The 12,717-nt window shown below is 62.1% G+C and carries 15 protein-coding genes; 11 read left to right on the forward strand and 4 right to left on the reverse strand.

Annotation, left to right across the window (positions count from 1 at the left end; genetic code table 11):
- Nucleotides 1-22: 22 nt before the first annotated feature.
- Genes mlaD through DOM58_RS13100 form a run of 3 tightly spaced genes read right to left on the reverse strand, consistent with a single transcriptional unit; the run spans nucleotide 23 to nucleotide 2,075 of the window.
- Nucleotides 23-484, reverse strand: coding sequence for an outer membrane lipid asymmetry maintenance protein MlaD (mlaD, locus tag DOM58_RS13090; protein ID WP_075563112.1), 462 nt, complete (start codon nucleotides 482-484; stop codon nucleotides 23-25).
- Complete coding sequence (gene mlaE, locus DOM58_RS13095; protein WP_110693211.1) at nucleotides 481-1,263, reverse strand: lipid asymmetry maintenance ABC transporter permease subunit MlaE; 783 nt, start codon at nucleotides 1,261-1,263, stop codon at nucleotides 481-483. Before mlaE ends, mlaD begins: the two co-directional genes overlap by 4 nt.
- Nucleotides 1,260-2,075: an ATP-binding cassette domain-containing protein gene (locus DOM58_RS13100; protein WP_110693212.1), complete on the reverse strand. Its 816-nt coding sequence runs from the start codon at nucleotides 2,073-2,075 to the stop codon at nucleotides 1,260-1,262. Before DOM58_RS13100 ends, mlaE begins: the two co-directional genes overlap by 4 nt.
- Nucleotides 2,076-2,286: 211 nt before the next feature.
- Here DOM58_RS13100 and DOM58_RS13105 point away from each other — a divergent pair, with 211 nt between their 5' ends.
- The 11 genes from DOM58_RS13105 (at nucleotide 2,287) to DOM58_RS13155 (ending at nucleotide 11,195) form a co-directional block, all read left to right on the forward strand.
- Nucleotides 2,287-3,297, forward strand: a complete 1,011-nt coding sequence (locus DOM58_RS13105; RefSeq protein WP_110693350.1) for a KpsF/GutQ family sugar-phosphate isomerase — start codon at nucleotides 2,287-2,289, stop codon at nucleotides 3,295-3,297.
- Between the two features lie 247 nt (nucleotides 3,298-3,544).
- Entirely contained in the window at nucleotides 3,545-4,156 is a 612-nt protein-coding gene (lptC, locus tag DOM58_RS13110; protein WP_110693213.1) for an LPS export ABC transporter periplasmic protein LptC, read from the forward strand.
- Complete coding sequence (gene lptA, locus DOM58_RS13115; RefSeq protein WP_075563107.1) at nucleotides 4,153-4,683, forward strand: lipopolysaccharide transport periplasmic protein LptA; 531 nt, start codon at nucleotides 4,153-4,155, stop codon at nucleotides 4,681-4,683. Before lptC ends, lptA begins: the two co-directional genes overlap by 4 nt.
- A 131-nt stretch (nucleotides 4,684-4,814) precedes the next feature.
- Nucleotides 4,815-5,540: an LPS export ABC transporter ATP-binding protein gene (gene lptB, locus DOM58_RS13120; protein WP_075563106.1), complete on the forward strand. Its 726-nt coding sequence runs from the start codon at nucleotides 4,815-4,817 to the stop codon at nucleotides 5,538-5,540.
- A gap of 137 nt (nucleotides 5,541-5,677) precedes the next feature.
- Nucleotides 5,678-7,129, forward strand: a complete 1,452-nt coding sequence (locus DOM58_RS13125; protein WP_110693214.1) for an RNA polymerase factor sigma-54 — start codon at nucleotides 5,678-5,680, stop codon at nucleotides 7,127-7,129.
- 118 nt (nucleotides 7,130-7,247) lie between these two features.
- Nucleotides 7,248-7,556 carry a ribosome hibernation-promoting factor, HPF/YfiA family gene (gene hpf / locus DOM58_RS13130; RefSeq protein WP_075563104.1) on the forward strand — a complete coding sequence of 103 codons (309 nt, stop codon included), beginning with the start codon at nucleotides 7,248-7,250 and terminating at the stop codon, nucleotides 7,554-7,556.
- A 9-nt stretch (nucleotides 7,557-7,565) separates the two neighbouring features.
- Entirely contained in the window at nucleotides 7,566-8,042 is a 477-nt protein-coding gene (locus DOM58_RS13135) for a PTS sugar transporter subunit IIA (RefSeq protein ID WP_075563174.1), read from the forward strand.
- Nucleotides 8,043-8,059: 17 nt separating this feature from the next.
- On the forward strand, nucleotides 8,060-9,001 hold the full coding sequence (rapZ, locus tag DOM58_RS13140; RefSeq protein ID WP_110693215.1) for an RNase adapter RapZ: 942 nt from the start codon (nucleotides 8,060-8,062) through the stop codon (nucleotides 8,999-9,001).
- Nucleotides 8,988-9,257 (forward strand): HPr family phosphocarrier protein, encoded by a 270-nt coding sequence (locus DOM58_RS13145; RefSeq protein WP_110693216.1) that lies wholly within the window; start codon nucleotides 8,988-8,990, stop codon nucleotides 9,255-9,257. The genes rapZ and DOM58_RS13145 overlap by 14 nt, the downstream gene beginning before the upstream one ends.
- A gap of 110 nt (nucleotides 9,258-9,367) precedes the next feature.
- Nucleotides 9,368-10,723, forward strand: a complete 1,356-nt coding sequence (gene mgtE, locus DOM58_RS13150) for a magnesium transporter (RefSeq protein WP_075563101.1) — start codon at nucleotides 9,368-9,370, stop codon at nucleotides 10,721-10,723.
- An 82-nt stretch (nucleotides 10,724-10,805) separates the two neighbouring features.
- Nucleotides 10,806-11,195 carry an acyl-CoA thioesterase gene (locus DOM58_RS13155; protein WP_110693217.1) on the forward strand — a complete coding sequence of 130 codons (390 nt, stop codon included), beginning with the start codon at nucleotides 10,806-10,808 and terminating at the stop codon, nucleotides 11,193-11,195.
- A gap of 84 nt (nucleotides 11,196-11,279) precedes the next feature.
- Here the strand turns inward: DOM58_RS13155 and pmbA are convergent, their stop codons facing one another.
- Complete coding sequence (pmbA, locus tag DOM58_RS13160; protein ID WP_110693218.1) at nucleotides 11,280-12,620, reverse strand: metalloprotease PmbA; 1,341 nt, start codon at nucleotides 12,618-12,620, stop codon at nucleotides 11,280-11,282.
- Nucleotides 12,621-12,717 lie beyond the last annotated feature (97 nt).

Below are 12,717 nucleotides of genomic sequence, written 5' to 3' on the forward strand. Positions count from 1 at the left end.
TCTACGATCTCGATCTATCGACTTATTTGGACATATTGGACACGAACTGCTGGATGAGTTCCTCCAACACCAGCGCCTGCTGAGTATCGTGGATGACATCCCCATCATGCAGCATGTCGGGCGCCCCGCCCACGGTCAGGCCGATGTACTGCTCTCCCAGCAACCCCGAGGTCAGGATCGCCGCCGTGGTGTCGTTGGAGAGCTTGCCGTCGTACTTCGAATCCAGCTGCATGGTGACCTTGGCATCGAACCACTTGGGATCGAGCTGGATATCGGTCACCTCGCCGATGCGTACGCCGGACATGGTGACCTTGGCCTGGGGCCGCAATCCGCCGATGTTGGCGAAGTTCGCACTCAGCGTGATGGTATCGTTGGGCATTCCCACGCCCAGGCCACTGACCCTGAGACCCAGGAACACCAGACCCAGAATGCCTGCCAGCATGAAAATGCCGACGCCCAGTTCCAGCAAATTATTGCGCTTCATCCTAGATCTCCAAACATCAACGCGGTGAGCACGAAATCGAGGCCCAATACCGCCAGCGAGGCGTATACCACCGTCCGGGTGGTCGCGCGTGAAATACCTTCCGAGGTGGGAACCAGGTCGTAACCCTGGAATACTGCGATCCAGGTCACGACCAGACCGAATACCAGGCTCTTGATCACACCGTTGAGAACGTCATCGACGAAGTCGACGCTGTCCTGCATGTTGCTCCAGTAGGAACCCTTGTAGACACCCAGCCAATCGACGCCGACCAGATATCCCCCCCAGATACCGACCACGCCGAAGAGAACGGTCAGGATCGGCAACGAAATGAAACCGGCCCAGAACCGCGGGGCGACGATGCGCCGCAGCGGATCGACACCAATCATCTCCATGCTGGTGAGCTGTTCGGTGGCCTTCATCAGGCCAATCTCGGCCGTCAGCGCAGAGCCCGCGCGGCCAGCGAACAGCAGCGCAGCGACCACCGGCGCCAATTCCCGGACCAGCGACAGCGCAACCATCTGGCCCAAGGCCTCGTCCGCCCCGAAACTCACCAGAATGGTGAAGCCCTGCAGCGCCAGCACCATTCCGATGAACAGTCCCGACACCAGCACGATCGCTACCGACATCACGCCAACAAAGTGCATCTGGCGAAGCCAGAGATGAAAACCCTCGCGGGAAGGCAGGCAAAAGATCGACTGAATCAGGAACAGACCGGCTCGACCGATCGTGCTCAAGGTGTCGAGGGTGGCCCGACCCAGCGTGGCGATATATCGCGTCATGAGAACTGCCCTGCCGGCGCCAGAATGTCGTCGAAGAAATCCGGAGCCGGATAGTGAAACGGCACCGGCCCGTCGGGCTCGCCATGCACGAACTGCTTTACATGGGCATCGTCGTTGACGTTGAGTGTCTGGGGAGTGCCATGAGCCATGACCCGGCCATCGGCAATGATATAGACGTAATCCGCGATCGACAGTGTCTCCTTGATGTCGTGGGAGACCATTACGGCAGTCAATCCGAGGGCCTGATTGACCTTCTTGACCAGCTGCACCAGCACACCCATCGAGATCGGATCCTGACCCACGAACGGCTCGTCGTAGAGCACCAATTCGGGGTCCAGCGCCACCGCTCGCGCCAGCGCGACACGCCGGGCCATGCCGCCGGACAACTCGGACGGCATCAGATGCCGCGCACCCCGCAACCCCACCGCCTGCAGTTTCATCAACACGATGTCACGAATCATCGCGTTGGGTAGTTCGGTATGAACCCGAAGCGGAAACGCGACGTTCTCGAACACGTCGAGGTCGGAGAACAGGGCACCACTCTGGAACAGCATGCCCATCCGGCGACGCAGCGTGAACAGCGAGCGCCGGGGAAGTTGGTGTACGTCCTGGCCGTCGATGAGGACCTGCCCTCGATCCGGCACCAGCTGCCCCCCGATCAACTTCAGCAGGGTAGTCTTGCCGGTTCCGCTGGGCCCCATGATAGCGGTTATCTTGCCGAGCGGAATCTGCAGATCGACACCGCGAAAAATGTCAGTGTTGCCGCGGGAAAAGTGCAGATCCTTGACCTCGACCATAATCGGGTCATCCATGCAGCATCCACCAGTTCAGTGAGATTGATTATCGAACATTGTATCCTAACCTAACCGGCAGCGACCAGCCGTCACTCGACGACGACAACACCCGCGACCGTTCCGGGGACGAATCCCCTCGCAAACGAAGGTATACTCTCTATCCTTTGCATCGCCTTTGAAGAATCGATCCGAGCGTGATGCTCTCCATACCGCGACCGATATGCATGCCATGACCGAACCCCGAACCGCTTCTGCAGAGCCGCCGAGCGAACCCGCCGGGCTGGACTTTCGCGCCAGCGCCAGACGCACGCTGACGCTGGAGCAGCAGGCCATCGGCGAACTGGTCGAGAAACTCGACGACTCTTTCGACGCGGCCTGCCGGCTACTGCTCGACTGCCGCGGGCGCCTGATCGTGACCGGCATGGGCAAGTCAGGTCACATCGCCCGCAAGATGGCAGCAACACTGGCCAGCACCGGCTCTCCGGCTTTCTACGTTCATCCCGGCGAAGCCAGTCACGGCGACCTTGGCATGATCACCGGCGACGACGTCGTCATTGCCCTGTCCAATTCGGGCGAGACCCAGGAAATCACCGGCCTGCTGCCGCTTTTCAAGCGTCTCGGCGCACCGCTGGTCAGCCTGACCGGCCGGCCGGCCTCCACGCTGGCCCGCTACAGCGACGTGCATATCGATGTCGGCGTTTCTCGCGAAGCCTGCCCCCACGATCTGGCGCCAACCTCGTCCACGACCGCGGCCCTGGCCATGGGCGATGCGCTGGCGCTGGCACTGCTCGAGTCCCGTGGCTTCAGCGCCGAGGACTTTGCGCTTTCCCATCCCGGCGGCACGCTGGGCAAACGTCTGTTACTGCGGGTCGCCGATCTCATGCACGACGGCAACCGCCTGCCTCGCGTCGCCACTGGCAGCCCGCTGAGAGAAGCACTGCTCGAGATGACACTCAAGGGCATGGGCTTTACCTGCGTCGTCGATGAACACGGCGTGCTCGCCGGTGTCTATACAGACGGTGATCTTCGTCGAACGCTCGATCAGCGCGGCGATTTCACGCTGCTCCGGGTCGACGACGTCATGACTCGCGGTGGCAAGACAGCGACACCGGAGATGCTGGCTGCCGAAGCGGTGCGGATCATGGAAGACAACCGTATCACCGCGCTGGCCGTAGTCGAGAACGGTATTCCGGTCGGCGCGCTGCACATGCATGATCTGCTGAGAAGCGGCGTAATCTGAACTGCGCGGCGTCAAGACCATGCGGCGTCAAAGCGCGAAGGACCCGCCGAGCGCGTCGTCCATCCGGGCATCTATCGAGCCATCTATCGAATCATGGACCCAAGCGTAGATCATCAGGTCGATCACGACACCGATCAGAGCATCGACAAGCGCCGATCATTGCCGCTCGATGAATGCACGCTCGACGAATACGACCGCTATCCTAGATAGCCGATCATGATCCAATCGACCCACACGAGGAGAATCCGTGGCCAAGACGACCCGATTTCAGTCTCCCTGGTGGCGCCGCCTCGGCCTGCTGGTACTGTTGCTGGCACTGGGGGGTGGCTTGACCTATTTGGACCAGCGCGGGGACAACGATAGCGGAGAAACTCTCGGCAATACCGTGGGCGAACCCGATTACTACCTCGAGGATGCCAGCATGACCCGCTACGACGAGCAGGGCCGTGCCTACCAACGGCTGGAAACGCCTCGCCTGGTGCATACCCCGGCCGATGACATCATTCGCACCCAGACCCCTCATGGCTACCTGACCGATGACCAGCAGCGCCAGTGGCAGGTGACCAGTGACACGGGCATCATGAATCGTAGCGGCGAGCAGTTGACGCTGGAAGGCGACGCGCGCCTGGTACAGCCGGAACAGGCCTGGAGCCTGGAGACCCGGACGCTGCATTACGACAGCCGCAAGGCGCACGTCTGGAGTGACACGTCCGCCGTGTTGCGTCAGCATGACCAGAGCATGCGTGGCGACCGCTTCGATGCCTGGATCGATGAAGATCGTATGCGCCTGACCGACAACGTGCAGGGACGCCTGCCACAGCAATCCCAGTCACAGCAACCCAAGGATCAAGGATCATGAGGCGAGAACTCGGCCAACTTCTGGTGCTGACGACGCTGGGCATCGCAAGCTTCTCGGCGAACGCGCTGGAAAGCGACGCCAGCGCGCCGATCGAGATCGCGGCGGACCAGCTCGATATCGATGACCGTCAAGGTACTGCCGTCTACACCGGCGGTGTCGACATGCAGCAGGGCAGCATGCATCTCAAGGCGGCGCGGGTCGATATCCAGCGCGCCGACAACGGTCAGGTCGGCCAGGTCACCGCCAAGGGCGGGGGCAGCGAGCGCGCCTATCTCGAACAGAAGCCGGGGGCCGACCAGGAACTGGTCAAGGGCTGGGGCGATACCGTGGTCTATCACGCCGCAGAACGGCGGGTGGAGCTGATCGGTAACGCCGAACTGCACCAGGGCGGCGATACTTTCGACGGCGCCTACGTCGAATACTATCTCGACTCACGCCGCGTCCAGGCTCGCGCCAGCCAGGACAGCGACGGCAACAGCGACGGCCGCGTCCGCATGACGCTGACCCCGCGCGAATCGTCCCAATAGCACCTCGATCGCGCCCGGATCCCGAGGGTGCTCGAGACCTGATTTCGAAGTGAGCGGGCCAGATGCCGATCTCCGTCGCGATCGCGACGGTCTACTCTGCCCCGCGTTGTGCCGTGACAAGGAACGACCGAATGAAAACGCTGACGGCCGCCAATCTGGCCAAGAGCTACAAGGGACGCCGCGTCGTCCATGATTTCAGCCTGACCCTGCGTCAGGGCAGCATCGTTGGCCTGCTGGGCCCCAATGGGGCCGGCAAGACCACGTCTTTCTACATGATCGTCGGCCTGGTCAAGGCGGATGCGGGAAGCGTCCATATCGACGATCACGACCTCAGTCGCGCCCCGATGCACGACCGCGCCCGCGCCGGGATCGGCTATCTTCCGCAAGAGGCCTCGATCTTTCGCAAGCTGAGCGTGGCCGACAACATCATGGCCATCCTCGAGACCCGCAAGGATCTGGACCGCGCCGGACGCCGCCACCATCTCGAGCAGTTGCTCAACGATTTTCATATCGACCACATCCGTGACAACCTCGGTATGAGCCTGTCCGGTGGCGAACGTCGCCGCGTGGAAATCGCCCGGGCACTGGCTACCGAACCCGCCTTCGTGCTGCTCGACGAACCCTTTGCCGGTGTCGATCCGATTTCGGTCGGCGATATCAAGCGTATCGTCCGCCAGCTTCGTGATCGCGAAATCGGCGTACTGATCACCGATCACAACGTGCGCGAAACGCTCGACATCTGCGATAACGCCTATATCGTCGGCGATGGCCAGATCATCGCGGAAGGTCGTCCGGACGCTATTCTCGACAATCAGCGCGTGCGTGACGTCTATCTGGGTCACGAGTTCCGGCTATGACCGCCTTGCGAACCGGCACCAACTGATGCGAGTCACTGGCATGTTTCTTGCATTGTTTTCCTGTATAAGTCGTTGCACGCTACCCGATCAGTCAGTAACGTAGTCCCCTTCTCGTTGATTGTGACGATCGCCTCACCATGTCCATGAAGCCCTCGCTGCAACTTAGAGTCGGCACGCAGTTGACCATGACGCCTCAGCTCCAGCAGGCGATTCAACTCCTGCAGCTGTCGACGCTCGACCTTTGCCAGGAGATCCAGCAAGCCCTCGAATCCAATCCGATGCTGGAGCTGGAAGAGCCCTATTCCGAAGAGCCCTGTTCCGAAGAAGAGTCTCAGGAAGCGCCCGAGGACGAATGGGCAAGCGATATTCCCGACCAACTGGCGCTCGACAGCGACTGGAGCGACACCTACCAGGATGCCAACGCGGGCTCGCTCAGTGGCAACGGCAGTAGCAGCGAAGACGCGCCGGATTTCGACCGCAATGCAATCGCCACCAGCCTGCACGACCATCTGTCATGGCAACTGGCGATGGGGGATTTCGACGGCCGCGAGCGCGAGCTGGGCGAATGCCTGATCGACGCCATCGGTGACGACGGCTATCTCACCGGCTCACTCGACGAACTCGCCGCCGGCCTCCGAGCCCAGCGCGGCGAAAGCGTCAGCACGGCGGACCTCGAGCATGTCCTGATGCGGGTACAGCAGTTCGATCCCACCGGGGTCGGCGCCCGCGATCTGCGCGAATGCCTGCTGCTTCAGCTCGGCGCGCTGGCGAGCGAAACGCCGCTGCTGCCCCAGGCCAAGCGGCTGGTACGTCAGTTTCTGGAGGCACTGGCCGGCAACGACCGACGCCTGCTCATGCGGCGCCTGCGCCTGGAAGAAGACGAACTCGACTGCGTCATCGCCTTGATTCGCACGCTCGAACCCCGCCCGGGGCAGCGCTTCGATACCAGTCGCGACCACTACGTGATCCCCGATCTCGTCGCCACGCCCTCCCCCGAGGGCTGGCGTATCGAACTCAACGCCGAATCGCTGCCACGCCTGCGCATCCAGCCGGACTACGCAGCGCTGATCAAACGCGCCGACAAGAGCGACGACAATACCTTTCTGCGCCAGCACCTCCAGGAGGCCCGCTGGCTGCTCAAGAGCCTCTCCAGCCGCAACGACACCCTGTTGCGCGTCGGCCGCGAGATCATGTCGCGTCAGGTCGATTTCCTCGCCCACGGCGAGGAAGCCATGAAACCCCTGATCTTGGCCGACATCGCCGGCAGCGTCGAACTGCATGAATCGACGATTTCCCGCGTCACCACGCAGAAGTACATCCACACGCCTCGCGGCGTCTTCGAATTGAAGTACTTCTTCTCGAGTCAGGTCGGTGGCCAGCGAAGCGATGGCGACAGTTATTCGAGCACCGCGATTCGCGCCCGACTCAAGAAGCTGATCGGCGAGGAGCCACCGCGAAAGCCGCTCTCGGACAGCAAACTGGTCGAATTGCTGGCCCAGTCGGAAATCTGCGTCGCCCGGCGGACCGTGGCCAAATATCGTGAAGCCATGGGCATTCCCTCCTCCAGCGAACGCAAACGTCTGGCTTGAGTCCGAGCGGAAGATCAACCAACGCTCGCCAATCTACGTCAGATCGATCACGATGACTTTGCAGTGCCCTGAAAAGGGTTACAATCCGAAGTGCCATCTGCCGCAACAGGAGCGTGCCATGCAAGTGAACGTTACCGGCCACCACGTCGAGCTGACCGACGCCCTACGGGACTATGTTGGAGAGAAGCTCGTTCGTTTGGAGCGTCACTACGACAACATCACCAATGTTCAGGTCACCCTGAGTGTCGAGAAGGAGCGTCAACAGGCTGCCTGTACCCTGCATGCCGCTGGCGCCGATCTACACGCCGAGGCTAGCGAAACCGACATGTACGCCGCCATCGATTCGCTGGCCGACAAACTCGACCGTCAACTGGTCAAACACAAAGAGAAGGCACAAGCCCGCGCCCAAGGCGCTGGCGCCCGTTAACGCCTGATGATGACACTGGAAAGCATTCTGCCCCCCGAACGTACCCTTTACGGGGTCACGGGGGGCAGCAAAAAACGTCTGCTGGAATTCTTCAGCACCTTCATCGCCCAAAACACACCCAGCCTGGATAGCCAGGAAGTTTTCAGTCGTCTGATCGGCCGCGAGCGGCTGGGCAGCACGGGAATCGGTCACGGCGTTGCCATCCCTCATGCGCGAAGCCCTCACTGCAAGGTGCCGGTGGCAGGTTTCATGCGCCTGGAGGATGCGATCGACTTCGATGCGATCGATGGCGAACCGGTCGATCTGGTGTTCGTACTGCTGGTGCCGGAAGAGGCCGATGAAGCCCATCTCTCGCTGTTGGCAGAAGTCGCCGGCATCATGAGCCAGAGCAGCGTCCGCCAGCAGTTGCGTCAGGTCGAGACGCAGGCCGCGCTGCACGATGCGCTGGTCGACGCCATCCGCCATCACAGCAGCGACGACGGTTAAATCAGGACGGACAAACCATGCAGCTCGTCATCATCACCGGCCTCTCGGGATCGGGAAAATCGATCGCCTTGCAGGCGCTGGAAGATCTGGGCTACTACGCCATCGACAACCTTCCGGCCAATCTGCTGGCGCCGCTGATCGACGAGCTGCGCGGCGCGCCGCCCTCGCGGTCCAATGTTGCGGTCAGCATCGATGCCCGTAACCTTCCGGAGTCGCTAGAGCGCTTTCCGGGCCTGCTGGAGGCGGTGCGCGAGCGCGGCATCGACACTCAGGTCGTCTATCTGACCGCCGATGCCAAGATCCTGCTCGAGCGCTACTCGGCCACCCGTCGACGCCATCCGCTGACTCGCGGTAACGACATGACGCTGGCCGAGGCCATCGATCACGAGCAGGAGTATCTCGCACCGATTCGCCGCATGGCCGACCTAGTGATCGACACCCGCGGATTATCGGTACACGACCTACGGGGGCGGATCAGCGAACAGGTCGCCAGCCACCGCGGCGGACGCCTGACCCTGACCTTCGAGTCTTTCGGTTTCAAACGCGGCGTGCCGCTGGATGCCGACATGGTGTTCGATGCACGCTGTCTGCCCAACCCGTTCTGGGATCCCGGCCTTCGCACCTACGACGGCCGCGACCAACCGGTCATCGAATTTCTGGAGTCCTATCCCGACGTTCACGCCATGGCCGACGACATTCACGCCTGGCTCGATCGCTGGTTACCGGCCTACCTGGCCAGTCATCGCAGCTACCTGACGCTGGCGATCGGCTGTACAGGGGGCCAGCATCGTTCGGTCTATCTGATCGAGCGGCTGGCTCACCATTTCCATCATGAAGCCGTCGATACCCGGCTTCGTCATCGCGAACTCGGTATTCATACCGAACTCTCGAAGGCGTCGGTATCGCTGGCTGCGCCGTCAAAAGAGGCAGGATCATCCGAGCACGATGCCAACACGTGAACTTCGTCTGACCAACCGCCGCGGGTTGCATGCCCGGGCCGCCACCAAGCTGGTGCAGTGCTGCCAGCCGTTCTCCGTTCGCGTCGCCATCCACCATGGCGAACGCCGCGCGGACGCCGCCAACATCATGTCCCTTTTGATGCTCGCCGCCCCCTGCGGTACCGAGTTGACCGTGGTAACCGACGGCGACGAGGCAGATGCTGCCATGGAGGCGATCGTCGCGCTGTTCGAGGCGCGTTTTCACGAGGACGAGTAGCGCTCACGCTGCCGACCCATTCGTGAACAGTGTTTTACATCCTCGTCATTTTTTTCGACGATGGTAGAATGCTCATCCTACCGCCAGTCGCTCAAGGATGACCGTTCAGGATGAGCAACAATCCCGAAAAACTGCAGCCCCGGCTGGCCAAGCTCAACGAAGCCCTCGAAAGCGGCGCACTGGACCAGGCCAGGCGCATGCTCAATCGGGGGCTGGCGCCGGTAGACGTCGCCCACCTGCTGGAGTCCACGCCGCCCAAGGAACGCGAGATCCTGTGGGGTTTGCTGGATCCCGACCTCCACGGCGATGTGCTGCAGTATCTGGGCGACGACGTCCAGATCGAATTCCTCAACCGCATGGACGCGGAACAGCTGCTGACGGCCACCGAAGGTCTCGATGTCGACGATCTCGCCGACCTGCTGCAGCAGCTTCCCAACACCGTCATCCAGGAAGTCCTCCAGTCGATGGAGGCACAGGAGCGCCAGCGGGTCGAGGCCGTCCTCTCCTATCCCGAGGATACCGCCGGCGGCTTGATGAACCCGGACGCGATCACGATCCGTCCGGACATCACGCTGGACGTGGTGCTGCGCTACCTGCGCCGCCACGAGCGCCTGCCCGATGCCACGGATACGCTGCTGGTGGTCACGCGTCGCGACGAGCTGATCGGCATTCTATCGCTCAACCGCCTGCTGGTATCGGACGTTTCGGTGCTGGTGCGTGAGGTCATGGAGACCGACTTTCACGCGATCCAGGCCATCGCGTCGGACACCGACGTCGCCACCCTGTTCCAGAAGCACGATCTGATATCGGCGCCGGTGGTCGGTATCGACGGCAAGCTGCTCGGCCGCATCACTATCGATGACGTGGTCGACGTCATCCGCGAGGACGCCGAGCACCAGGTCATGAGCATGGCGGGTCTGGACGAAGACGAGGACACCTTCGCGCCAGCACTGAGAACCAGCCGCCGACGCGCGGTCTGGCTGGGCATCAACCTGCTCGCCGCGACCATCGTTTCCATCGCCATCGGCTTCTTCGAAGATACGATTCAGCAGATCGCCGCGCTCGCCGTGTTGATGCCGATCGTCTCCAGCATGGGCGGCATCGCCGGCTCCCAGACCCTGACCGTGATGATTCGCGGCATCGCGCTCGGCCACGTCTCCGGGGCCAACGTTCGTTGGCTGCTGGTGCGCGAGCTGCTCGTCGGCATGACCAACGGCCTGATCTGGGCGGTCGTCGTGGGGACGATGTCGGTGTTTCGCTTCGACGACATTCGGCTGGGCGAGATCATCGCCATGGCGATGGTGATCAATCTGACCGTCGCGACCCTCGCCGGCACGTTGATCCCGGTGCTGCTCAAGAAGTTCAAGATCGACCCGGCGCTCTCCGGCGGCGTCCTGCTGACCACCATCACCGATGTCGTGGGCTTCGTCGCCTTCCTGGGACTGGCAACCGTATTTTATCTGTAAAGGCAAGATAGCGAAGCCTCTCGAAGAGACCGAGACGCGCCAGCTGCCAGAGCGTGCCAGCTATCGAAAACAGGAGATGCCGATGAACTTCCATACCCGCAAGTGGATCAAACCCGAAGATCTCAATCCCAACGGCTCGCTATTCGGCGGCAGTCTGTTGCGCTGGATTGACGAAGAGGCCGCGATCTACGCCATCATTCAGCTGGGTAACGCCCAGGTGGTGACCAAATACATCTCGGAGATCAACTTCGTCTCCAGCGCCCGCCAGGGCGACATCATCGAGCTCGGCATCACTGCCACCCATTTTGGCACTAGTTCGATCACGCTGGAGTGCCACGTTCGCAACAAGATCACGCGCAAGAGCATCCTGACGATCGACAGAATGGTCTTCGTCAATTTAGGCGAGGATGGGGCGCCGGCAGCTCACGGGCGCACCGAGATCACCTATATCAAGGACCGCTTCGACGCCTGAGGCCGCAAGCCGCCGGCTTCTGCCAGAAAAAAACGTCAGCGACGGCGTCGCTGACGTTTTTTTCGTAGCTCGTAGCTCCAGCCTCTACTGCCCCGCAATCGTCATCGAATCGAGCAGCCAGCTGCCGGTCTGGATGCTGCCGCGCCGATCGATGTCGTCGCCGATCCCCTGCAGGCCGGCAAACATGTCGCGCAGGTTGCCTGCCACCGTGAACTCCTCGACCGGGTGGGATATCCGGCCATTCTCGATCCAGAAGCCGGCCGCACCGCGCGAATAGTCACCGGTCACCGGATTGAGGCCTTGCCCCATCATCTCGGTCACCAGAATGCCCGTGCCCATCTGCTGCATCAGACTCTCCAGCGGCGTCGTCGGCGCCTGAATGCGCACGTTGCGCGCTCCGCCCGCGTTGCCGGTGGTCTCAAGCCCCAGCCGGCGAGCGCTGTAAGCCGACAGCATGTAGCTCGCCAGCTTGCCGCGATCGATGAACACGTTGTCGCGGGTGGCCACGCCGTCGCCATCGAACGCCGCGCTCGCCATGCCACCGATCTCGCGCGGATGCTCGCCCAGCGAAAACCACTCGGGGAACAGCGTCTCGCCCAGTTGATCGCAGAGAAACGAGGACTCCCGGTAGAGCGCGCCGCCGGCGATGCTGTTGAGTAGATTGCCGACCAGACTGCGTGCCATGTCCGGTGCCAGCAGTACCGGCAGCCGCCCGGTCTTCGGCCGCTGGCCCCCCAGGCGGCGTAGCGTGCGTTCCGCCGCGCTGATGCCCACCGACTCCGGGTTTGCCAGATCGGCGGACTTGCGCGCGGTGGTGAAATCATGATCGCGCTGCATGGCGTCGCCGCTGCCGCCGATCAGCAGGCAGGAGAGCGAATGTCGCGTCCCCCGCTTGCTGCCGAGGAAGCCATGGCTGTTGGCATACACCGTCACCACCTCGGAGGAAGAGAGGCTCGCTCCCTCGGAGTTGGTGATCCCGGCCCGCTCGCGTCCGGCGTTTTCGCAACGCAGCGCCAGCTCGATCGCCTCGTCGGTGCTCAGCGCCCAGGGATGATGCAGATCCAGATCCGGCAAGTCGGTTGCCATTAGCCGAGCGTCGGCTAGGCCCGAGGCCGGATCTTCGCCGGTGTAACGCGCGATCGAGATCGCCTTTTCGACGACTGCGCGAAGGGACGCATCGCCGGCATCCGACGACGACGCATTGCCCTTGCGATTGCCGACGTAGACCGTGACCGCAATACCCTGATCGCGAGACAGTTCCACGGTCTCGGTTTCACCGAGACGCACACTCACACCCAGCCCCTGATCGACACTGGCGCCGACCTCGCAGGCATCCGCGCCCATCTGACTGGCAAGGTCCAACGCCATGCTGGCGCGCTCTTCGAGACGCGACTGCTGCGCCTCGGCATTGAAGGCTTGGCTCATCTCAAACTCCTGATTCGTAAAACTCGGATCATAGACATCACAGTCAAAAACCTGATCGAAAACCGGGTCGGAAGACGGCGACAATCAAAGCGTTTCC

This window comes from Salinicola halophyticus, from assembly GCF_003206695.1.
GTDB lineage: Bacteria > Pseudomonadota > Gammaproteobacteria > Pseudomonadales > Halomonadaceae > Salinicola > Salinicola halophyticus.